General features: G+C 29.7%; 22 protein-coding genes. 10 read left to right on the top strand and 12 right to left on the bottom strand.

Going from position 1 to position 23,703, the window contains the following annotated elements; all coding sequences use genetic code 11:
• Positions 1 to 122: 122 nt before the first annotated feature.
• Both VCM48_RS10220 and VCM48_RS10215 read right to left on the bottom strand, forming a co-directional pair.
• A complete protein-coding gene (locus tag VCM48_RS10220; protein ID WP_482270432.1) occupies positions 123 to 3,692 on the bottom strand; it encodes a hypothetical protein in 3,570 nt (1,189 codons plus the stop codon).
• A 367-nt stretch (positions 3,693 to 4,059) separates the two neighbouring features.
• Positions 4,060 to 4,557: a hypothetical protein gene (locus tag VCM48_RS10215; protein ID WP_482270431.1), complete on the bottom strand. Its 498-nt coding sequence runs from the start codon at positions 4,555 to 4,557 to the stop codon at positions 4,060 to 4,062.
• A gap of 402 nt (positions 4,558 to 4,959) precedes the next feature.
• Here VCM48_RS10215 and VCM48_RS10210 point away from each other — a divergent pair, with 402 nt between their 5' ends.
• Positions 4,960 to 5,394: a tellurite resistance TerB family protein gene (locus VCM48_RS10210; protein ID WP_274638866.1), complete on the top strand. Its 435-nt coding sequence runs from the start codon at positions 4,960 to 4,962 to the stop codon at positions 5,392 to 5,394.
• Between the two features lie 56 nt (positions 5,395 to 5,450).
• Positions 5,451 to 6,044, top strand: a complete 594-nt coding sequence (locus tag VCM48_RS10205; RefSeq protein WP_099214918.1) for a transporter family protein — start codon at positions 5,451 to 5,453, stop codon at positions 6,042 to 6,044.
• Between the two features lie 51 nt (positions 6,045 to 6,095).
• On the opposite strand, the gene gltX is transcribed toward VCM48_RS10205, so the two are convergent.
• From gltX to VCM48_RS10175, 6 genes are all read right to left on the bottom strand, one after another.
• Positions 6,096 to 7,613, bottom strand: coding sequence for a glutamate--tRNA ligase (gltX, locus tag VCM48_RS10200; RefSeq protein WP_482270430.1), 1,518 nt, complete (start codon positions 7,611 to 7,613; stop codon positions 6,096 to 6,098).
• A 108-nt stretch (positions 7,614 to 7,721) separates the two neighbouring features.
• Positions 7,722 to 7,874, bottom strand: coding sequence for a hypothetical protein (locus VCM48_RS10195; protein ID WP_274638864.1), 153 nt, complete (start codon positions 7,872 to 7,874; stop codon positions 7,722 to 7,724).
• Positions 7,875 to 8,115: 241 nt separating this feature from the next.
• Positions 8,116 to 8,301 (bottom strand): hypothetical protein, encoded by a 186-nt coding sequence (locus VCM48_RS10190; protein ID WP_274638863.1) that lies wholly within the window; start codon positions 8,299 to 8,301, stop codon positions 8,116 to 8,118.
• A gap of 113 nt (positions 8,302 to 8,414) precedes the next feature.
• A complete protein-coding gene (locus VCM48_RS10185) occupies positions 8,415 to 8,567 on the bottom strand; it encodes a hypothetical protein (protein WP_274638862.1) in 153 nt (50 codons plus the stop codon).
• 97 nt (positions 8,568 to 8,664) lie between these two features.
• On the bottom strand, positions 8,665 to 9,510 hold the full coding sequence (locus VCM48_RS10180; RefSeq protein WP_482270429.1) for a hypothetical protein: 846 nt from the start codon (positions 9,508 to 9,510) through the stop codon (positions 8,665 to 8,667).
• 127 nt (positions 9,511 to 9,637) lie between these two features.
• Positions 9,638 to 9,871 (bottom strand): hypothetical protein, encoded by a 234-nt coding sequence (locus VCM48_RS10175; RefSeq protein WP_274638860.1) that lies wholly within the window; start codon positions 9,869 to 9,871, stop codon positions 9,638 to 9,640.
• A 200-nt stretch (positions 9,872 to 10,071) separates the two neighbouring features.
• Between VCM48_RS10175 and VCM48_RS10170 the strand changes: the two genes are divergently transcribed.
• The 4 genes from VCM48_RS10170 (at position 10,072) to VCM48_RS10155 (ending at position 16,755) form a co-directional block, all read left to right on the top strand.
• Positions 10,072 to 13,365: a DUF4175 family protein gene (locus tag VCM48_RS10170; RefSeq protein ID WP_482270428.1), complete on the top strand. Its 3,294-nt coding sequence runs from the start codon at positions 10,072 to 10,074 to the stop codon at positions 13,363 to 13,365.
• A gap of 87 nt (positions 13,366 to 13,452) precedes the next feature.
• Complete coding sequence (ybeY, locus tag VCM48_RS10165) at positions 13,453 to 13,869, top strand: rRNA maturation RNase YbeY (protein WP_482270427.1); 417 nt, start codon at positions 13,453 to 13,455, stop codon at positions 13,867 to 13,869.
• A 31-nt stretch (positions 13,870 to 13,900) separates the two neighbouring features.
• Entirely contained in the window at positions 13,901 to 15,778 is a 1,878-nt protein-coding gene (gene mnmG, locus VCM48_RS10160; protein WP_482270426.1) for a tRNA uridine-5-carboxymethylaminomethyl(34) synthesis enzyme MnmG, read from the top strand.
• Positions 15,779 to 15,861: 83 nt separating this feature from the next.
• Complete coding sequence (locus VCM48_RS10155; protein ID WP_482270425.1) at positions 15,862 to 16,755, top strand: class I SAM-dependent methyltransferase; 894 nt, start codon at positions 15,862 to 15,864, stop codon at positions 16,753 to 16,755.
• Positions 16,756 to 16,898: 143 nt separating this feature from the next.
• On the opposite strand, the gene VCM48_RS10150 is transcribed toward VCM48_RS10155, so the two are convergent.
• Positions 16,899 to 17,297: a DoxX family membrane protein gene (locus VCM48_RS10150; protein WP_274638855.1), complete on the bottom strand. Its 399-nt coding sequence runs from the start codon at positions 17,295 to 17,297 to the stop codon at positions 16,899 to 16,901.
• A 133-nt stretch (positions 17,298 to 17,430) separates the two neighbouring features.
• Here VCM48_RS10150 and VCM48_RS10145 point away from each other — a divergent pair, with 133 nt between their 5' ends.
• Positions 17,431 to 18,357: an SPFH domain-containing protein gene (locus VCM48_RS10145; protein ID WP_274638854.1), complete on the top strand. Its 927-nt coding sequence runs from the start codon at positions 17,431 to 17,433 to the stop codon at positions 18,355 to 18,357.
• Between the two features lie 2 nt (positions 18,358 to 18,359).
• The gene (locus VCM48_RS10140; protein WP_274638853.1) at positions 18,360 to 18,677 is read left to right on the top strand and encodes a heavy metal-binding domain-containing protein; all 318 of its coding nucleotides are present in this window, start codon (positions 18,360 to 18,362) and stop codon (positions 18,675 to 18,677) included.
• Between the two features lie 55 nt (positions 18,678 to 18,732).
• Here VCM48_RS10140 and VCM48_RS10135 read toward each other — a convergent pair whose 3' ends face one another.
• The 3 genes from VCM48_RS10135 to rnr form a co-directional block, all read right to left on the bottom strand.
• Complete coding sequence (locus tag VCM48_RS10135) at positions 18,733 to 18,930, bottom strand: Sec-independent protein translocase subunit TatA/TatB (protein ID WP_274638852.1); 198 nt, start codon at positions 18,928 to 18,930, stop codon at positions 18,733 to 18,735.
• Between the two features lie 33 nt (positions 18,931 to 18,963).
• Positions 18,964 to 19,641 carry a head GIN domain-containing protein gene (locus VCM48_RS10130; protein ID WP_274638851.1) on the bottom strand — a complete coding sequence of 226 codons (678 nt, stop codon included), beginning with the start codon at positions 19,639 to 19,641 and terminating at the stop codon, positions 18,964 to 18,966.
• A gap of 91 nt (positions 19,642 to 19,732) precedes the next feature.
• On the bottom strand, positions 19,733 to 21,928 hold the full coding sequence (rnr, locus tag VCM48_RS10125) for a ribonuclease R (RefSeq protein ID WP_482270424.1): 2,196 nt from the start codon (positions 21,926 to 21,928) through the stop codon (positions 19,733 to 19,735).
• Positions 21,929 to 22,044: 116 nt separating this feature from the next.
• Between rnr and VCM48_RS10120 the strand changes: the two genes are divergently transcribed.
• The gene (locus VCM48_RS10120) at positions 22,045 to 22,956 is read left to right on the top strand and encodes a diacylglycerol/lipid kinase family protein (RefSeq protein WP_482270423.1); all 912 of its coding nucleotides are present in this window, start codon (positions 22,045 to 22,047) and stop codon (positions 22,954 to 22,956) included.
• Positions 22,957 to 23,031: 75 nt separating this feature from the next.
• Positions 23,032 to 23,196 (top strand): hypothetical protein, encoded by a 165-nt coding sequence (locus VCM48_RS10115; RefSeq protein ID WP_482270422.1) that lies wholly within the window; start codon positions 23,032 to 23,034, stop codon positions 23,194 to 23,196.
• Positions 23,197 to 23,703: the final 507 nt, after the last annotated feature.

Genomic DNA, 23,703 nt, shown 5'->3' with positions numbered 1-23,703 from the left:
GGTGACCTAAGTAATCTGTTAGTTGGAAACACACGATTTAAAGATTGCTTCACTATCGCTCGCAATGACGATGACAAGTTAAAACATAAAAAAGCTGCCTAAACAGACAGCTTTTTTGTTTTTTACATCGTTTCTGAAGCGTTTAAGACACTTTCTGTAGCATCTCTTACAATCCTGGATGCATCTTCTAAAAAGGGTTTTAAAACGTTTGTAGCTTCTTCAGATTCAGAAAGCATTTCTATCAATTCTACACGTTTATCTACTGAGAAGTTTTGTGATAGGTCAAACAGTTTTTCTGCACCTAAAGCAATAAACCAATTTATTGAGGTTTCACTATAATCATCAAGCGCTATATCTGCAATGTATAATGGGTTTATTTCTAGAGAATCTAAAAGATTTAGTAAGTATGTAAATGCTGCTTCTTTATACTCATCTTCTTCTGATTTTTCTCTTATTTCTTCTAAACTAACTTCTTTTTCACGTACTTTCATTCGTAAAAATGCTTTGGTGAAATCTCTCGTTAGCATTTGGGTTCCTTCAAGACTATGGTTTGCAAAAAGTTTGATAAAACGATGTTGTTTTTCCTCTGATAGCATCCAAATAAATTGCTGAATTGTCATCGCTGAATAATTTCTATCATAGACGTTGAAATCTTCTTTTTTAAGCATTTTATTACATAGTGATGTCATATCTGCGTAACTCACCTCATCATTTAAATACTTTTGTAATTTAATAACTAACAATTCAACATCTTCCGTATCGGTAGTTTGGTTACGAATGGCGCTTAAAATTGTATCTGTATCTATTTCTTCGGGAAATAACACAAACTGACCAAAAGGTAACAATACTTTTTCGGGTGTTATTTGTGAGTCTTCAAATCTATGGTCGTTATACTCTTTATCTAGTTGTAAAATAACGAGTTTTTCTCCTTTCTTTTGGAGTAATTGAACTTGGTTGTAATCGTTAATTTTTGTAGAAAGATTGGTAACTGCATTTGGATGAAATGATATTGGTAATTTCTCTAAAGCACTAATTTCTTCATTCTCGTTATTGTAATGATTATGATAACTTTTACATGTATTGTCGTCGTATACAGATAGTCTTTTATACCATGGTACTAAATTTACTTGAAACAATTTACCTAGTGTTTCTTTAAATGCTTCTGGCTGGTTAAAAGGAAAACGCTCATTTTGTAGTGATAAGTCGATAAAATATTCAATTCGTCTATTTGCTTCGATGTAATGCATTCCTTCGTCTAAGGCTATTGCACGTTTTTTATCCATTACATCAAACATACTAGTTGCTGTACTGTCTATTTCATTATACTTATCTAACCATACTAAATAAGGAGCTTTATCTCCTTCCCAACTATTATGAAACTCTTTTTGAGCTACTACCATTTGAAAAGCAATACTTTGCGCTTTAGGCACTCCATTTCTTTCAATTCTGTCGTAAAAATCAATTTCTTTTATAGGCTTCTCAAATGTGTAATCATATTCATCGTCTGCGCTTATTTTTGCTAAAAATTGTATTACTCTTTGCGGAGCTAAGGCTATCCACAATTTCCATAATCGTTTTCCTTGTTTTTGACTTGGTAGTGGCATTTGCGATAACCAATAACAAATAAGTACAGTACGTTGGTTGTCTTCGTAGGCATTATCGAATAAATCGTACTTTTTTTGTTTAGCACTTGCTTCTTCTTTTTTGTCTACTCGTAAGACTTTTTTAAAGGTTTTTAATGCTTCTTCTTCTGTTAATGTAGTGTTTGCATCTGTGATATAAGCTAAAGCTTGCTCTTTGATAGTATCTAAGTCTTTATACTTTTCATCAATAGGGTTTACCAATGATTCTTTTACCATTTTAGCCATCAGCGCCCAAACGTTTTCATTGATATAATTAAATAAATCTTGGGTATATTGATCACCTACACGTTGTTGAAAGTCTTGAAAGAGTAGGTGCGTTGCTAAAGCACAACAGCCTATGTTATCTTTTGGCCACCAAGAGCAATCGCGACGTTCTCTTTTTTCTTCAAAAACAAAAGCTGCATCGTCAAAATTCTTTTTACTTAGTTTTGTATCAAGATCTGCAAACTCTTGTAATACTTCTATTATGATGTTTTTTTCGTGCTTTTCTTTTTCTTCAAGTGTTGCTTCTTTTGAAAGCTGAGAATAGTAACGTTGCTGATATTCCTCAACAGTTAATAAAGGATCATTTTTAGTTACAATTTCTTTAATATCGTCATCAAACGGTTTTTTACCAAATGCGTAATAGAATACATCTAGTATACGTAAATACATAGCGTTACGTACTTGTTGCCTTTGTTCTACTTCAGTATCCTCTGCTGCGCCAGTTGGTCGTGTTTTGATTGTAAGGATTAGACCGTTTTGATAAATTTCTTCAATATCTTCTTCTTCAAACGATAATAGTTCTGCTGTAACATCACTAATAATATTTTCTAGAGATTCACGAACTTCATTTTCATCACGATAACCACCTGTGAAATACATCATTCTTAAGTGCATAACACGAGCATGCTCTTTAGCCAAAGGTAATAAATCAGTCTGAGGTAAATCTTTTAAGGCATCTTTATGTTGACCTGTTTGCACATATTTCCAAAGATCTGCACCGCGATTTAGGTGTAAGATTAACTCTTTTACACTTTTTAACCCATCTCCATATTCATAATTATCAAAATAGGCTTCTCTTTCTTCGTCTTCGTCTTTTTCTCTTTGTGCCTCTTCACTAATTTTACTTAAAGGTTTTTGAAGTGTATTTTTTATATTTTTTTCTAAATCAAGTGCTTCATTTTCTAAAGTGTCTTCAATAAAATGTTCTTGTAATACCTCTTCATTATCCTCTATCGACTCTGCCCATTCTTCAGCAACCACTACTAAGCTGAAATAAATATCTAATACAGGGTGTACTTCTTCTGGGTCACTATCACTATAAGGTAATAGTACTGGTTCTTCTATTAATCGTTCTTTAAGTGCTTGTTTAAAATAGTTATATTCTTCTGGATTTGCTTTTAAATAATTTCCTAATGATTCTTTTTGTGATGTTGCAATAGCTTGTCTAAAATAACTATTATCACACCAAATAAAAGCTTTAATCATAGGTCTGCTCCATCCATTTATTCCGAATAAATCGCGTAAATATTCTTCGTAACCAACAGCATGTTCGTCATCCCAATAAGGGATTAAAAATTGCGATAGTAAGTAAGTATAACTAGCATTTGTTCGTGCGAGCATATAGAGAGCTTCAATACCAAAAACACGCATATCGTCTATCCATAAATTCCAGGTATCATTAAAGCGTCTACTATATGCTACAATTGCTTTTGCTGTAGTAACAACTGCTTCTTTTAATGAAGGATACTCCAGTGCAATGGCAAAAAAGAGTACTTCAGAAATATAAATTTCATCAGTATCTCCAATATGTTCTGGGTAATAACCTGAACCTCCATCTGGTCCCATGTTCAGTGCGCTTTTTACCAACTTTTGATTGTTGGTGTCTGCTACTTGAATACGACGTTGAGTATCGTTTTCAATAATTTTAAACTCTACATCGAATACTTGGTTTATGACTGCTTTGTTGCTGTCTAATAACTCTTTGTACTTTGCTAAAGCTTCTTTAATAGAGGCTTCATTCCCTAAATAAAAAGGAATGATTTGATGCTTATCAAATTGATTCATTTACAATAAAATTTTTAGTTTTCTTTTCAATTTTTTTGAGAAGAGTGACTGAATAGAAACTACAGCAATGTTTTTGCAATTCTTTTTTAAGGCTGAAGTAATTAACAATCGTGGGGAACTCTGCGCAAAACTCTACACAAATTTACGTTTTCGATCAGATTTTATACTTAGTAGGAGCTAAATTTTACAATACTTTAACAGATGAAAAAAGTGGCGTTTTTGCTAGTTATTTAATTTTGAATTAAATACGATTTTAAAGTTAAATTTCAGTTTTGATAGGATTTTTACTACTAAAGTTTTGACAGATTTCTTCTTACAATCGAAATGACAAATGAAGGATAAAACTACTTAAATATTACTATCTAATTTACAAACATTTACCTGATTCAAAATCTTCTTTAGTAATTGGCTTTCCATTCATAGTATCAGTATCCCAGTCTTGCGAAATTAACCATACACCACTCTTTTTATTAAGTAACACGTGAAACCTTCCGTATACAATACGTGGTTCTTTGTCTTTTTCAGTGTATATAATTCGGTAATAACCTACTTCGTAACCAGTACTTCCTTTGTAAGTTCTTTGATTGAAACAAAAATCTATTTGTCTTTTCTTAGTCGTTAGTTTTTGATATGATGTTTGTACCGATGTTTTGTATTCTTCTCCTATGCGAATTCCATACTTATTAACTCTTAAAACATCATTAGTATGTAAACTATTAAATGTATTCCAATCTCTAGCTTCAAAAGATTTTTTAAATGGTTGCCATATTTGTTGATTAACCTCTTTTTCTATTACTTCATTATTTTGTGAAAAACTAAACGTAACCGAAACTAAAAAAATTAAAATAGTATATACCGTTTTCATTTTTGATAAGATTGAAAATTCATATGCTACAAGTTAGTAATTTTAAAAACGAAAAACTAAATTAAGATTTATTGATTCTTTTCGTGTGTTCTATAAATACCCTCTATTAAGGTTTTATTTTTATGTGTTTTTTTATTAAAACCTCCATAATCGCTATTTTAAAGAATAAAAAAACACTAGTATAAACATTTGTATTAACTAAAAATAAAAACTCTTTAAAACACCTAAAAAATAGCTGTTTTTTATTAGTAGTTTTTATATGTTTTTAAATTATAATAAGAAAAAATAATACTTTGTTTTTGGTTAGAATTGTTAACTTTCGGCGGTATTTATGTGACTTTATTTAAACTTTGCTTCTAAATAAATACCACTTACTTTCAATCTAAAAAAAACAAAAAAATTATGTCTATATCAGATTTATATTCAACCGGAAAACATAAACAAGAAATAGGGCACTTTGCTAGTGTAGTAAAAATTGCTGAGACTGATGGAATTATTTCAGAAGGAGAACAGTTATTATTAGACAGAGCTGCAAAAAAATTAAATATTAGTGAAGAGGAATATAAGCTAATCTTAAAAAGTCCTGAAAAATACCCAATAAACGCCCCAGTAAGTTACGACGAGCGTATTGAGCGCTTATATCGTTTAACAAGAATGATTTTTGCTGATGAAGATGTAGCCAAAGAGGAAGTTGGCATACTTCGTAAAATTGCAGTAGCTTTGCATTTCTCTGCTGAGAATGCTGAGAAAGTTTGTGATGAAGCCGTTCATTTAGTTTTAAACGATAACGACTTAGATGATTTTACCGCAGCTATTAAAAAGGTGAATGCCAATTAATTTAATTATACTAAAAACTTATTAAACCAGTTATTACTCTAAACACTTATCTCCCGATGAAACATAAAATTTTATTCATAGCAATCTTTACTTGTTTAACAACATCCGTTTTTTCTCAAAACTTAAACGACTCTTGGCAAATAGGTGTAGGTTTCGGAATAACGAAATTTAGTGAAAGTGATGCCGCATTTATTGGTGATCAATACTTATTTCAAGTACCTACTTTAAGTTTAACCATGCCTATTGGTGATCGTTTTTCTTTAGACGGTGCTATGTCTTTTAATACTATTGATGATGTTGGTTTTATTAAAAACTCGGCAAAGTATTTTTCTATGGATGCTTCGTTTCGTTATAACTTGAATGCTATGTTTAACAAGTTTGCTCCGTATGTTTTTATAGGAGGAAGTGTAGTTGACTCTGAACGTAAAATGACACCTACTCTTAATGTTGGTGCTGGTGGAATTTACTGGGTTAGCGATAATATTGGTATTAATCCGCAATTATATTATAAACACTCTTTTGAAGGTTACGAAAGTATGCGTTCACATATTCAAGGAACTTTAGGTGTTGTATTTAAATTAAACTGGAATAATGGCGGTGGTAATAATGGTCGTAATGCTGCAAAACATTTAGGAGGATGTATGTTTTAAACCTTCTTATTTAATATAAAAAAAGCCGCTTAAAAAGCGGCTTTTTTATTTTTATGATAATGCGTTAATCGCGTTTTGTATTCTTGTTATGGTAGTTTCTTTACCTATCATTGTCATGATATCAAACAAATCTGGTCCTGCCAATTTACCTACTAAACTCAAACGAAGTGGTTGCATCACTTTACCAAATCCTATTTCTTTTGAGGTAATCCATCCCTTAATTTCAGTTTGGGCATTTTCAATTGAAAAATCTTCTATTTTAGAAATTACTTCTACTAATTCTTGCATTAACTCACTTGTAGTGTCTTTCCATTGCTTTTTAACCGCTTTTGCATCGTATTCTGAAGGGTTTTGATAGAAAAAGCTAGATAACTCCCAAAAATCAGCTACAAACGTTGCACGCTCTTTTATTAACGAAACTACTTTCTCTGTACGATCTTTATCTGTAGTTATACCTTTTTCTTCAAGAATAGGCAAGAATAACGCTGTAAGTTCTTCGTTAGATTTTTGCTGTAAATACTGCTGATTAAACCATTTGGTTTTATCTGGACTAAACTTAGCTCCTGATTTACTTACGCGCGCTAAATCGAACGCTTCTGTTAGTTCTTTTAAACTAAAAATTTCTTGTTCTGTTCCAGGATTCCACCCTAAGAATGCTAACATATTTATAAATGCATCAGCAAAATAACCGTCTTCTTTGTATCCACGTGAAACATCTCCTGTTTGCTCATTTGTATATTCTAACGGAAATACTGGAAAACCTAACTTATCACCATCTCGCTTACTTAATTTTCCTTTTCCTACTGGTTTTAAAATTAATGGTAAGTGTGCAAATTTTGGTGCTTTCCAATCAAACGCACGATATAATAACTCATGTAGTGGGAGAGAAGGTAACCATTCTTCACCACGAATTACATGCGAAATTTCCATTAAATGGTCATCTACAATATTTGCTAGGTGATAGGTTGGCATACCATCAGATTTAAACAATACTTTATCATCTAAAGTGTTTGTTTCAACTTTAATCGTACCACGTATTTCATCTTGTAAAATCAACGTTTCATCTTGTGGTGTTTTAAAACGAATCACAAATTTTTCTCCTGCACTAATCTTAGCCGTAACTTCATCAGCAGAAAGAGCTAACGAATTATTTAACTTTTGACGATTATGCCAATTATAGATAAACGTTTTTCCTTGCTCTTCGTGATTTTTTCGATGTGCATCTAACTCTTCAGCTGTATCAAAGGCATAATATGCCCAACCGCTTTCAATTAACTGATCGGCATATTTTTTATACAAATCTTTACGTTCTGACTGACGATAAGGTCCGAATTTTTCGTTTTTACCTGGGCCTTCATCGAATGGAATATTACACCACTCTAACGAATCGATGATATATTGTTCTGCATTGGCTACATAACGAGTTTGATCCGTATCTTCTATACGTAAAACAAAGGTTCCGTTATGTTTTTTAGCAAATAAATAATTGAATAAAGCAGTTCTTACACCACCTATGTGTAAAGGTCCTGTTGGACTCGGAGCAAAGCGTACTCTTACGTTCTCAGTCATTTTTTTATTGATTTGAAAGCGCAAAGATAGTTTTATGTTAATAGAAAAGAAAAAGGAGGAAAGAGAAAAAAGAAAAAAAGCGAGTTAAACTCGCTTTTAAAATAATTTTTATGAGTTATCTGGAACACATGCACAAGCTGTGAAATCATACACGTAACCCACATCACAAGGCTCAAGAGGAAAGCATCCTCCATTTCCTTTAATTATCTTTTGTTCCTTTTTACTAAGTAATTTACCAGTTTTTGAAATGTTCTTTAACATAATTTTTAAATTTATAGATTAATATAAAAAGCGAACCTAAGTCCGCTTATTGTTTCTTAGCACATATCTTGTTTACAATCATAAAAACAAGCACTAAACTCTTCCTTAGTTTGAAAATTTTGTGATCTACAAAAATCTACACAAACCGAACAAAAAATTAGAGAACCTCCATTAATAAGTTTTTGCTCTTTTTTGTTTAGCGTACTACCTAAATTTGAAATATTCTTCAACATAAAATGTTTTAAGATATTTGACAATAACCCCAATAACAAAAGAAACGTTCATTTTCCATTCCTGGGTAAGAATTAAGAATATCACAATCGCTATTTGAAGAGCATTGCATAGTTCCTCCGCCAAAACCACCATTAATGTTTTTTTGTTCTTTTTTGTTTAGGGTACTACCTAAGCTTGAAATGTTTTTTAACATCTTTAAAGTTTTTAAAATTAGTACTAGCAATTTAATTCAACTTTTAAGACTCTTAGTTGATTTTTCCTTATAAAAAGTAAGGAAAAACCTTACTTTTTAGATTCTTTTTTTAATTATTTATATTGGCAATAGCCATGGAAGCAGTACATGTCTCTTCTTGGACAATCTTGGTCGTATCTACATCTGGTAAGTCCAAAACCTCCGTTAATATTTTTTTGTTCTTTTTTGTTTAGGGTAGTACCTAAATTTGAAATGTTTTTTAACATCTTTTAAAGTTTTTAAATTAGTACTAGCAATTTAATTCAACTTTAAAAATTCTTCAGTGATTTTGCCTTACAAAAGGTAAGGATAATCCATACTTTTTTAAAACTTATGATATAATCCAAAACTCAAAGCTGGAGCTTTGGCAACATTTCTTCCAGCAAAGGCTCCGCCAAATCCTACATTAACACCAAATGATTTATTAAACTCTCCAATAAACTTGAATCCAAATGCAGCATAGCTTTGATTATTTACATACAAACCTGTAGCTAAGTTTTCTTGAGGTAACACAACATCACCATTTTTTAAAGAAGCAACACCATCTAAAAAACCAGCTATCCATAGCCAATTTAAAGCTTTATACCCTATTTCTCCTCCTAGTTTATAGTTAGAACTATAATCATTTGTTCTAATATCAAAACCCGTAAAAGCCTGTATATACCATGAATCAAATCCTCTTCCTGTTAAAAATAACGGTGTAAATGTCCATGCATCGTAACCACTTCGTAATCCTGAATTTTCTAGATAGGTACTTGTATTTACTTCTATAGAAAGTTGTCCTGAAAGCAACCACTTATTGTTAGAAAAGTTGTGTTTTATTCCTAATTGGATATTTCCTAACAAGGTTTCTGAAGCTTCATCGATAGTAAAAGAAGGAAAAATTACAGACATATCTTCTGTAAAGTCACCTGTTTTTACCATTTTTAAAGGAACGTTAGCAAATAATGTTGTTTTATCTGTTACACCATATTCTCCATATAATTGAAATGTATTGTCGGTAATTTCTCGTTGAGGCTTATAATCTGGATTACCATAAATTTTATCATAGCTTCCAATTGAGGTAAATGATGCTTGAATATATCCTTCGTTTTTGTTTTTTGTCCACGGACTTTGAGAAAAAACATTAAGTGTAATTAAAAATAATACTGGTATAACTAGTTGTTTCATGCTGAAAATATTTTTTAGTTAGTTTACAAAAGCTTTTGTTCCTTACAAAAAGTACTTATTATTTGAACTACACTTCATAAAAAAAGCAGCATTTAAATAAATACTGCTTTCATACATTTTCTGGATCTTAGCTTATACAACACAAACCATCTTGTATAATTCCTGAACAACTCATTCCATAAGGCGTATCAAAAGCACATGGATTTCCTTCGCCACGACCAACATAACCGTTTCCTCCCGGATAACTTTCATAACACCCTGTTATATCACACTCGTTATTTCCTGAAAAGAAACCTCCATTAATATTTTTTTGATCTACCTTATTAAGCAGAATACCTAAGTTTGAAATGTTTTTTAACATCTTTAAAGTTTTTAAAATTAGTACTAGCAATTTAATTCAACTTTATATACTCATCGTTTTTTTTACCTTATAAAAGGTATGGTAAATCCTTATTTTTTCTTCAAATAACGTATTTAAAGTAGTTTATTAATGAAATATGAGTGTTTAAATAAATCTTTAACTAAGATTTCCTCATAAAACATGTATTTTTATACTTAGATATGGGAGATTTTAATAAAATACAACAGAAACTAGAGCTGTTTAGTAAGAAATTTTACACTAATGAATTGATAAAAGGAAGCATTTTATTTGTTTCGTTAGGATTGATTTATTTGCTATTTACACTCTTTATTGAATATTTTTTATGGTTAAAACCAACTGCTAGAACTATTTTATTTTGGTTATTTATTGCAGTAGAAGCATTCTTATTTTTCCGTTTTATTTGTTTTCCTATTTTTAAAATAGTGGGGCTACAAAAAGGAATTTCTTTTGAAGAGGCTTCTAAAATTATTGGAAATCATTTTCCTGAAGTAAAAGACAAACTATTAAACGTTTTACAATTACAGCAAAACAATCAGCAATCTGATTTATTAGCTGCAAGCATTGAGCAAAAATCAAAAGAATTACAGCCTGTTTCTTTTAATAAGGCCATTGACTTTAGTAGAAACAAAAAGTATGTAAAATATGCTTTAATTCCTTTCTTAATTTGGGGAATTTCTATGCTTACAGGAACTTCTAGTAAACTTTCACAAAGTTTTAATCGTGTAGTAAATCATTCAGTAGCATATAACCCTCCAGCTCCTTTTTATTTTAATTTAACAGCAAAAGATTTAAGTGTTATTAAAGGAAAAGATATAACCGTTTACTTACAAACAGAGGGGGAGGTAATACCTCAGGAAACCAAAATTCATTTTAATAATCAACAATACTTTATGGAAAGTGAAGGAAATGGTTTGTTTTCATATACGTTTTCTGAAGTTCAAAACCCTATTACTTTTTATGCTAGTGCCAACGGAATTGAATCTAATGAGTATAGTATAACAATTATTAAAACTCCATCTATTCAAAATATAGCATTAAACTTAACTTACCCTTCATACATAGGTAAAGCTTCTGAAACGATTAACAACACCGGAAACTTAAATGTTCCACAAGGAACAATTATAAAATGGGACATAAAAACTTCTGAAACCGATACAGTTACCTTCATAGAAAAAGAGAAAAGAACAAATTTTAATCAAAAAGAAAACAACGAATTTGAGTTTACAAAACGTGTTTTAAATAATACAAACTATCAAATAACTACATCTAACAAAAATCTAACAGATTACGAACAACTACAGTTTTCTATTAATGTGACTAAAGATGAATATCCAACTATTAATGTAAATTCAAATATTGATAGTATTTCAAGAGGAAATGCACAGTTTGTAGGTCAAATTGCTGATGATTATGGTTTTAAGAGGTTAGAATTGGTTTATTATAATAAAAAAAATAATCAAAACACTGATAATCAGTTAATTAATATAAATAAAGAAAATATTCAAACCTTTTATTTTGAGTTTCCTGGAAGTTTAGATTTAAAAGAGGGAATAGACTATGAAATGTACTTTCAAGTATACGATAATGATATTGTAAATGGTAGTAAAAAAGCCATGAGTAGAAAGTTTAACTATCGACAAAAAACGGAGGAGGAGATAGAAGAAGAACTATTACAAGAGCAAAAAAACTACATTGAAAACATTACTAATTCATTAGATCAGCAACAAAAAAGTAAGAAAGATTTAGAAAAGATTCAGTTTGATTTGCAGAATAAGAAGAATATTAACTGGAATGATCAAAAGAAAATTCAAAATTTAATAAAGCGTCAGGAGCAATACAAGCAAATGATGCAACGTCAAACGCAAAAATTACAAGAGAATTTTTCTGAAAAGAAAGAAGAAAATGAAACCTTAGAACAGAAAAAAGAAAACCTTAAAAAACGTATTGAAGAACTTAAAAAGTTAGAAAAACAACAAAAATTACTAGACGAATTAAACAAGCTAGCAGATAAATTAAAGAAAGAAGATTTAATTAAAAAGACAAAAGAACTAGCGGAACAAAATAAACAACAGGAGCGTAGTTTAGAACGTATCTTAGAAATGACTAAGCGTTTTTATGTTGAACAAAAAATGAATCAGTTAGCAAACAAGCTTGATGATTTATCTAAAAAACAAGAAGAGTTAAGTAACAAAGAAACTAATAAGGAAGAACAACAACAGATTAATGAGGAGTTTCAAAAAGCGAAAAAAGAATTAGACGACTTAGAAAAAGATAATAAGAAGTTGAAACAACCCATGGAAATGCCTTCTATGGAAGATTTAGAAAAACAAGCTCAAGAAGAATTAAATAAAGCAGAAGAAAACTTAGAAAAAAATAACGCTTCTGAAACTAAAAAAAGTCAGAAAAAGGCTGCTAAAAAAATGCAGCAAATGAGTCAGAAAATGCAACAATCTATGCAATCAATGAGCGCTGAAATGGAAGAGGAAAACATGGAAGGTTTGCGTCAAATTTTAGAAAACCTTATTACATTTTCTTTCGACCAAGAAGCTTTGATGAATGAGTTTTCTTCCTCAAATTCATCACATCCTAACTTTGGTAAAAACCTTCAAAAACAACATCAACTTAAAACCTATTTTGAGCATATTGATGATAGTTTATTTGTGCTTTCTATGCGTGTTCCTAGCATCTCATCAAAAATACAAGATCACTTAGCACAAGCTCATTATAGTTTAGATCAATCTTTAGAAAACTTTGCAGATAATTATTTTCAGACTGGTATATCAAATCAACAATATGTTATGACCTCTGCTAATACATTGGCAGATATGTTAAGTAATACTTTAGATGCTATGCAGAACCCTAAACCTGGTAATGGAAAAGGGAAGGGAAAAGGAAAATCATTTAGTTTACCAGACATCATTCAAAAGCAAAATGAATTGATGGAAAAGATGAAACAAGGTATGCAAAAGAAAAACCAAGGGAATCCTAAAAATGGAAAAGACGGTAAAAATAAAGGTGAAAAAGAAGGACAAAACGGTGAACAAAGTGATGATTTGGATGGTGAGTTATATCAAATTTATAAAGAACAATCTCAACTAAGAGAACAATTAGAAAATGCTATTAAAGAAGGTAATGGAGGTAATGGTAATGCTAAAAAAGCATTAAAAGAAATGGAACAATTAGAAAATGAAATTTTAGAAAAAGGGTTTACTCAAGAAAGCATTAATAGAATGCAGCAATTAAACTATGAATTACTTAAATTAGATAAAGCAACTTTTGAACAAAATAAAGATAAGCAACGTAAATCAAATACCAATTTACAGGAGTTTAATAACAATACTACTAAAGAATTGAAGTTTAAAAAGTTGTTTTATAACCAAACAGAGATATTAAACAGACAATCACTACCTTTGCGCCAAAATTACAAAAAGAAGGTTCAAGAGTACTTTAGCCTTCCAAAGGATAAAAAATAACGTATTAAAAAGCCTCTAGATTATATAAATACTATTGCTTTTTAATTAAGTTTTTAAGACATTAATAATAGTATTTGATATAAAGAAATGATTGCATTTAATTACGAAACCGAGTTTCAATTAAACAATGAAAAAAACACTTCTAAATGGATACAGGAATGTATTGAAAAGGAAGATTTTGAATTAGGAGAAATCAACTATATTTTTTGTGACGACGCTTATTTACATAAAATAAATATTGAGTTTTTACAACACGATACCTTTACTGATATTATCAGTTTTGATTATACGTTAGGTAAATTAGTTGGTGGTGATATTTTTATTTCTGTAGAAAGGGTAGAGGAAAACGCTAAAGAATTTAATACTTCTTTTGAAAACGAATTACACCGAGTGATAATTCATGGTGTTTTACATTATATGAAATACAAAGATAAAACTGATGAAGAGAAGCAAATTATGCGCTCTAAAGAAAATGAATGTTTAGAAATTTTAGATAAAAAATAAAAAGAGTTCCACGTGGAACTTACTATAAAAAATGAGTTTATTTAATACAACATACGATGTAATTGTAGTAGGAGGTGGACATGCTGGTAGCGAAGCAGCTGCAGCAAGTGCAAACATGGGAGCACACACTTTGTTAATTACAATGAACTTACAAAACATTGCTCAAATGAGTTGTAATCCTGCTATGGGTGGAATTGCAAAAGGGCAAATTGTACGAGAAATCGATGCATTAGGAGGTTATAGCGCTATTGTGACTGACAAGACAGCTATACAGTTTAAAATGCTTAATAAATCAAAAGGACCTGCTATGTGGAGTCCTAGAGCACAATCAGACAGAATGCAGTTTGCAGAGTGCTGGAGAACAATGTTAGAACAAACAGAAAACTTAGATTTTTATCAAGATTCTGTTAATGGATTATTGTTTGATGGTGATACTATTACAGGAGTTAAAACTGCTTTAGGTTTAGAAATAAAAGCTAAAACTGTAATTGTTACAGCTGGTACTTTTTTAAATGGATTAATTCATATTGGTGAAAAAACATTTGGTGGTGGTAGAGCAGGTGAGGGAGCTTCAACTGGTATTACAGAAGATTTAGTTACTAAAGGTTTTGAAGCTGGCAGAATGAAAACAGGAACTCCACCTCGTGTAGACGGACGCTCTTTAGATTACTCTAAAATGACTGAACAACCTGGTGATGATTCTCCAGAAAAATTCTCTTATTTACCAATAACAAAAACATTAACAAAACAACGTTCTTGTTACCTTACTTACACCAATCCAGAAGTACACGATTTACTTCGTGAAGGTTTTGAACGTTCTCCAATGTTTAACGGTAGAATTAAATCAACAGGACCTCGTTATTGTCCTTCTGTAGAAGATAAGATTAATCGTTTTGCAGAAAAGGAGCGTCATCAAATATTTGTGGAACCAGAAGGATGGAACACAGTTGAAATTTATGTAAACGGATTTTCAACATCACTTCCAGAAGATATTCAAGATAAAGCAATACGTGCTATCCCTGGATTTGAAAACGTAAAGTTCTTTAGATATGGTTACGCTATAGAATATGATTATTTCCCACCTACTCAATTAAAACATAACTTAGAAACTAAGTTAATTAATAACTTATTTTTTGCTGGTCAAATTAATGGTACAACAGGTTATGAAGAAGCAGCAGCACAAGGTTTAATGGCTGGTGTAAATGCAGCTTTAAAAACCCAAAATAAAGAACCATTTATCTTAAAAAGAAGTGAGGCTTATATTGGAGTTTTAATTGATGATTTAATTACTAAAGGGACAGAAGAGCCATATAGAATGTTTACTTCACGTGCTGAGTATAGAACATTATTAAGACAAGATAATGCCGATTTACGTTTAACAGAAAAAGCTTATAAATTAGGGTTAGCTTCTCAAGAAAGAATGGATAGGGTAGAAGAGAAGAAAAATAAAACTCAAAACTTAATCGACTTCATTACTAAATTAAGTATTACGAAGGAAGATGTTAATCCGATTTTAGAAAGTAAAAATTTAGCAACAATTAATCAATCTATGAAATTGTATAAAATTGCTGCTAGACCTCAATTAACTTTTTCTGATTTTAGATCTATTGATAAGCTTGAAAACTATATTAAAGAAAATGGAATTGATAATGAAATTATAGAACAAGTTGAAATCCATTTAAAATACTCTGGTTATATCGAAAAAGAAAAGAATAATGCAGATAAATTAAATAGATTAGAAAACGTACCTATTCCTTCTACATTTGATTATAGCAAAGTAAAGTCTCTATCATATGAAGCAAGAGAAAAATTATCTAAAATACAACCTACTTCAATTTCACAAGCGAGTAGAATAAGTGGAGTTTCACCAAGTGATATTTCTGTCTTACTTGTTTACATGGGTAGATAAATTCTAATTTAGATTTACAAAAAATAAAATGTTCCATGTGGAACGTTTTATTTTTTTATGTATAATTGTTTAACCAAAAACCAATGTTCCACAAGGAACACTCAACACAATTTATTAATTTGATTTCAGAAAAAGAGTTCTACAAGAACTTAAAACCTTTTTTAAACTGTATTGACCATACAGTATCAAAAGAGAGTTATGAGGTTATGATAAATGAAGATTACGATATGTTAGTAACTTCTCCTGTACCTAATAACTTAGAAAAATACTATGCTAGTGAAGATTATATTTCACATACGGATAGTAAGACTTCTCTTTTTGATAAAACATATCAATTTGTAAAAAACTATACTTTAAAGAAAAAACTAAAATTGATTAATTCTTTTAATACAGAAGACAAATTAATTTTAGATGTTGGTGCTGGTACAGGTGATTTTTTAAAAGTATGTGAAAATGGTGGTTGGGAAATTACAGGTGTTGAACCATCTGAAAAAGCAAGAATTTTTGCTAAGAATAAAAACATACATCTTTTAGAAGATCTTTCAAAAATAGAAAACAAACAATTTGATGTTATTACACTTTGGCATGTCTTAGAACATATTCCTAATTTAACGGAATATATAAAGCAATTAAAATTGCTTTTAAAACCAAACGGAGTTTTAATTATTGCTGTTCCAAATTATCAAAGCTTTGATGCAAAACACTACAAAGAGTTTTGGGCTGCTTATGATGTTCCAAGACATTTATGGCATTTTTCAAAAACATCAATTTCAAAAATATTTTCTTTGGTTGAAATGGAAGTTAAAAAAACACTACCAATGAAATTTGATTCTTTTTATGTTTCTTTACTATCAGAAAAATATAAGACAAAAAAATCAAGACCAATTCAAGCTTTTTTAACAGGATTAAAGTCAAATGTAAAGGCAAGTCGTTCTGGTGAATACTCTTCTTTAATTTACATCATAAAAAATGTATAAAACTCAATTTAAAGCTATTTTAACTAGTTTTTTACATTATAATATACAAATACCTTACTAAAATTAAAAAACCTCTTAAAAATCGATTTTTAAGAGGTTTTTTAATAACTAAATATTATTATTTAATAATAATAAAATAGTTTTTATCTATTTAATAAATATACTGCTAAAATTGCGATTATAAAGTAAACTGCTAATGTCATAGCACCAGCATAATCCTTTGCTAATCGTTGACCAATTAATAAAAAGATTAATGTTACTGCTGATAATTCTGCTCCTATTAAAGCTATATTATGATTACCTGTTGTTGATAAATGAAAAATTCCAACAAACATTAAAGCACCAGCTAATAATTCCATAGCTAAAATTACTGCCAATAAAAGAGGTACTGAGTTTTTTAAAGGAGAATCTTTAAAGTGTCCTTTAATAAAAGATAAGTTTCCTTTCCAATCTGTTACTTTGTCAATTCCTGATTGTAAAAAAGTAACAATTAAAAAAAGTAGAATTAAAATTTCTGTTATGCTTTGTTGTATAAGTTCCATATAATTGATTTTTTACAAATATAATTTTTAAAAAAGAATTGTAACAATTCAAATAAAATTCGTCTTATAAATATCTACTATTAAGTAGTATCTTTATCAAAAAAAATTACTAACATTTTAAAAATTAAAAACTATGTCAATTTACATGTATCCGGTAATTGTTGTCGGTATTCTAGTATTCTTATCATTATTCTTTATTGTTAAGCAACAAACTGCTGCAATTGTTGAACGTTTTGGTCGCTTTCAAAGCATTCGTCACTCTGGTTTACAATTAAAAATTCCTATTGTTGATAGAATAGCAGGTAAACTAAGCTTAAAGATTCAACAGTTAGATGTAATTGTTGAAACAAAAACCTTGGATGATGTATTTGTGAAATTAAAAGTTTCTGTACAATATAAAGTAATTCGTGATAAGGTATATGATGCTTTTTATAAACTAGATTATCCTCATGATCAAATTACATCTTATGTTTTTGATGTAGTACGTGCAGAAGTGCCTAAAATGAAGTTAGATGATGTATTTGTTAAAAAAGATGATATTGCAATTGCTGTAAAAACTGAATTAAACGATGCAATGGCTGATTATGGTTATGATATTATAAAAACTTTAGTAACAGATATTGATCCTGATGCACAAGTAAAGGCAGCAATGAACCGTATTAATGCTTCTGAACGTGAAAAAATAGCAGCACAATTTGAAGGAGATGCTCAACGTATTTTAATTGTTGAAAAAGCAAAAGCTGAAGCTGAAAGTAAGCGTTTACAAGGGCAAGGTATTGCTGATCAACGTAGAGAAATTGCTCGTGGTTTAGAAGAATCTGTAGAAGTATTAAATAAAGTTGGTATTAACAGTCAAGAAGCATCTGCATTAATTGTTGTTACACAACACTATGATACTTTACAATCTATTGGTGAAGAAACAAACAGTAACTTAATTTTATTACCTAATTCACCACAAGCTGGTAGTAATATGTTGAATGATATGGTAGCGAGCTTTACAGCTAGTAATCAAATTGGTGAGGCTATGAAGAAAGCACAAGAAAATAAAGACAAAGAATAATTATGATATTATCTACTACACCATCGTTAGAAAATAAACCTGCTAAAGAATATTTAGGTGTTGTTACAGGTGAAACAATTATAGGTGCGAACATTTTTAAGGACTTTTTTGCCGGTATTAGAGACATAGTAGGAGGTAGGTCTGGATCGTATGAAAAAGTTCTAAGAGAAGCTAAAGAAATAGCTATGAAAGAGATGTCTGAAAGAGCTCAAATGTTAGGAGCTGATGCAGTTGTTGGAATTGACTTAGATTATGAAACCGTAGGTGCCAATGGAGGTATGCTTATGGTTACTGCTTCTGGAACAGCCGTAAAACTTTAATTAAATAAAAAACCGAAACATTAAATGTTTCGGTTTTCTTTTTATAATAGATATCTTATTTCTTATCTTCTACTTTATCTGTTTTTTCTTCATCTTCATTTTTAGTAGCATCTTTAAATTCTTTGATACCTGTTCCTAAACCTCGCATTAATTCAGGAATTTTTCTACCTCCGAATAATAATAATACTAATGCAACGACAATAGCTATTTGCCATGGTCCGATCATTCCTAAAAATATAGTAAGTAAATTCATTTTTATTAAATTTTGCGCAACAAAGATACGAAATTAACTTCGGTGTTCAATTACTCCACCAATTACTTTTTTGTCTCTAAATACTTCTGGTTTTCCTTTGTAAAAAATTGAACCACCAAACGATACTTTAGCATCTAATGTTTCTCCTGATTGTACCTCTACTTTAGATCCAGATCCAGCTTTTACAGTGGTCATTTCTTCTACTAATAATTTATATCCATGATACATTCCACCTAAATCAGCATTTACATTTTGATTCTTAGTTGCACCAGAAAGCCTAATTACAGCTCCTGAAGAGCTTTTTACATTCAAATGCTTAACATTAACTACAAGGTTAATAAAAGCTCCTTCTTGAGCTCTAATTTCAACTTTTTGCTGTTTAATGTCTTTACCTGTAATCGTTGCTCCTTCATTGGCATCAATAATTGATAAAGTTTTATTGTAATATAATGTTGCTTTTACTTTACCATCGGCAGTAGTTTCAGGGAATCTCAATAATATTTTTAGAGTAGTTCCATCCAACTTAATTTTAACCTTATCTGTTTTTTCACCAGTAACTATAATTTTAGAAACATCAGATTTAACAAGTTTTAAATCTATTCCATTATACACTTTTACAATTGAAAAGTCTCCTAAATTCTTAGTTATGGTTGTTTGAGCTGATGCTAAAACGGTCATCAAAAACAAACTTAATATTGCTAACTTCTTCATAATAAATTCCATTAGTTAATTGAGTATAACCAATAATTATACCAATACTATAAAGTAAAATCTTAATTTTTATTGTTTAAAACTGTACAAATTAGTGTGAAATAAGGTTGAAATCAAGGTGTTTACGTTCCAAATCGGTGTGTTTAACTTTTACTACTACTTCATCACCTAATTGAATCATATTCTTGGTTGATTGTCCAATCACAGCATATTGTTTTTCGTCAAAGATATAATAATCATCTTTAATATCTTTTATACGAACCATACCTTCACATTTATTAGATTTGATTTCAACATAAATTCCCCATTCAGTAACACCAGAAACTACTCCCTCAAATTCTTGATCTTTATGATCTTGCATGTATTTAACTTGCATGTATTTGATAGAATCTCTTTCTGCTTTTGATGCTAATTCTTCCATTTTTGAAGAGTGTTTACATTTCTCTTCATAAATTTCAGTTTTTGGTGAATTTCCACCATCTAAATAGTGTTGTAATAAACGATGTGTCATCACATCAGGGTAACGACGAATTGGTGAAGTAAAGTGGCTGTAATAATCAAAAGCTAAACCGTAGTGACCTATATTTTGTGTAGTATATTCAGCTTTACTCATTGAACGTATTGCTAAGGTTTCTACCATATTGGCTTCTCCTTTACCATGAACGTCAGATAATAATTTATTTAAACTATCAGATGTTTTTTGACGTGTTTCTGTGTTGATTTTATATCCAAATTTGCTAACAATATTCTGTAATGAAGCTAATTTTTCTACATCTGGTTCATCATGTACACGATATACAAATGTTTTCTTACTAGGTCTTCCTGCTGATAACCCAACAAATTCTGCTACTTTTTTATTTGCTAATAACATAAACTCTTCAATTAATTTATTAGCGTCTTTAGCTTCTTTAAAGAAAACACCTGTTGGATTAGCATTTTCATCTAAATGAAACTTAACTTCAACTCTATCAAAAGAAATAGCTCCAGATTTCATACGTTTTTTACGCATCTTTTTAGCTAATTCATCTAGTTTTAATGTAGCTTCAACAATGTTTTCGTCAACTTCATAAGCTTCTCCTGTTAAAGAAACATCAGCTGGAATAATATTATTCTTATTTTCAATAATTGATTGTGCTTCTTCATATGCAAAACGTTTATCAGAATATGTAACTGTTCTTCCAAACCATTGGTTAATAACTTGTGCTTTGTCATTAATTTCAAAAACTGCTGAAAAAGTTAGTTTTTCTTCATTTGGTCGTAAAGAACAAACTCCGTTACTTAACATTTCAGGAAGCATTGGTACCACTCTGTCAACTAGATATACAGAAGTAGCTCGGTCGTAGGCTTCGTCATCTAAAATAGTTTTAGGCTGTAAATAATGAGATACATCGGCTATATGAATTCCTATTTCATAATTACCATTTTCAAGTTTTGTAAATGATAAAGCATCATCAAAATCTTTAGCATCTTTTGGATCAATTGTAAAGGTTAAATCACCACGCATATCTCTACGTTTAGCAATTTCTTCATTCGTAATTTCAATAGGTAATTCTGATGCTTCTTTTTCTACTTCTGCAGGAAATTCATAAGGTAAACCATACTCTAATAAAATAGAATGGATTTCTGTATCATGATCTCCTGGTCTTCCTAAAACTTGAGTAATTTTTCCAAAAGGGTTTTTAGAATTCTCTGGCCAATCAGTTATTGTAGCAACAACCTTATCACCATCTTTTGCTCCGTTTAATTTACTTTGAGAAATAAAAATGTCTGCATACATTTTAGTGCTATCTGGTATAACAAATCCGAAATTTTTATTCATTTGTAATACACCAACAAATTCAGTTTTTGCCCTCTCAATAATTTCTACAACATCGGCTTCAAGTTTATTACTTCTACGCTTTTTATATACATAGGCTTTTACAGTATCGTTATGTAAACCTTTACCTAAGTTTACTGAAGGAACAAAAATGTCATGTTCAAAATCATCACAAATAAAATAGGCATTACCATTAGAAGTAGCGTCAAGTGTACCTACATGATATTTACGGTCTTCATTTATTTGATATTTACCTCTATCAACTTCTTTAATCTTTTTATTTGCGGTTAATTCTGCTAGTTTCTTAATAATTTGATTCTTACCATCAGTATCAGAAACTTTTAATTTGGCAGCAATCTGTTTATAATTGTAGTATTTATTACTGTCTTCGTTAAGTATTTTGAAAATGTTTCGGGTAAGATCTTTAATTACTTTACCCTTTTTTTTGTAGATTTTTTTCTTTCTAGTCATTAATCTTTCGTCTTATTTAAATTTTTACCAAAGTACAAATAAAATTAATGCTAGTTATTTAAATAACTGTTATAAATTCATTTTGTACTTTACCGCTCTTTATTTAATGTATTTGTATGAATAATTCTTGGTTTGTTATTGTGAATCCCGTTGCTGGTAATGGTAAATTCAATAAATATTGGTCTGAAATTCAACAGGAATTAAAGTTTAATAACATAACTTATGAGTATACAAAAACAGAATATTCAAATCATGAAAAATTAATTGTTCAACAAGCTATTAAGAAAGGTTATAATAAAATAATTTCTGTTGGTGGTGATGGCACTTTACATCACGTTATTAACGGGATTATGTCTCAAAACACAATAAATTCAAAAGAAATAACAGTTGCAGTTATCCCTTTAGGTACTGGTAATGATTGGATTAAAACTTATAATATACCAAAAAATATAAAAGCTTCAGTTAATTTAATAAAACAGGAAAATACTGTTTTTCAAGACATTGGTTATTTAGAATTAGCTAATACTACTTCTTATTTTAATAATGTTGCAGGTATTGGCTATGACGGATATGTTGTTAATAAGTTGAATAAATTGAAGAGATTTGGACCTATTGCATACTTATTAAGCGGTATAGCAGGTTTATTACTCTATAAAAAAACTACTTTTAAAATAGCTATTAACAACAAAATCATTGAAACAAAGTGTTTAATGACTTTATTTGGTATATGTAAGTATTCTGCAGGGGGTATGCAATTAACTGATTTTAAAGACTCTAATAATGGTTTATTTGATATAACAATCGCTAAAAATCTATCATTTTTGGACTTATTATTTTCAATAAAGAAATTATATAATGGAAAGATTCTTCAGCATAAAAAGGTAGAAACACTTGTAGCTAACTCTTTGTTAATAACTCCAAAAAACAAAAACGATCTTCCTTATATTCAAGCAGATGGAGAGTTAATAGGAAGAGGACAAGTAAAAGTAAATATCATAAAAAGTGCTATTCGAATAGTAATTCCTTAAAAAGTTAAAAAAAACTTAATAAAACTGTAACATTTCTTAAACTCATCCGTCTTTATAATAAGAAAGTCGTTATAAATGAAAAACTTACGCAAAATAATAGCGCTGTTTATTTTTATATTTATTACAGGAATTATCGTTACTGTAATAAGTGTAAACACGACTTTAAACAAAAAAACTCCATCAGAAATAGTAACTAAAGATACTATTTACCTTATGAAAGCATCTGAAAAAGCTGTATAAGCCTTTTTCTTTCACTTATTAGCACTTATCAACAAACGTAGTATTTAAACCTTATTTTTCGCAATTTGCCTAAGCATAACTAAAAAGGGAAACTATCTTCTTTAGTTCTAGTTCTTACAACTCAATTCATATTTAATAGGAAAGTCTTTTGAAATTTAAACTTGTAAAAAACTGTTATTAACATATTATATTATTAATAAAAAAGATTTTTAAAATTTAAAAAAAGAAATGATTGTTATTATAGTCTGTTAATATGTAGAATAAAAAGTGGATTTAATTTTTGGTGATGTGACTTATTAAAATAAATAAACAAGTTATTAGTTAAATAAAATCTTAAAAATCAACTATAAAATAGAGTTATTAACAAAAGTTATAAACAGCAATTCACTAAAAATTATGAATAGTTAATTTTCTTTTCAATGTAAAAAAAGGGTTAATTTAATGTTGATAAATGTTCATTAAAATCTCAAAAAAAAAGTTGCATAATTAATTCTTGTTCTTGTATTG

Source organism: Tenacibaculum sp. DPLXC6, assembly GCF_056815515.1.
This window is presented reverse-complemented; position numbering and strand designations above follow the sequence as displayed.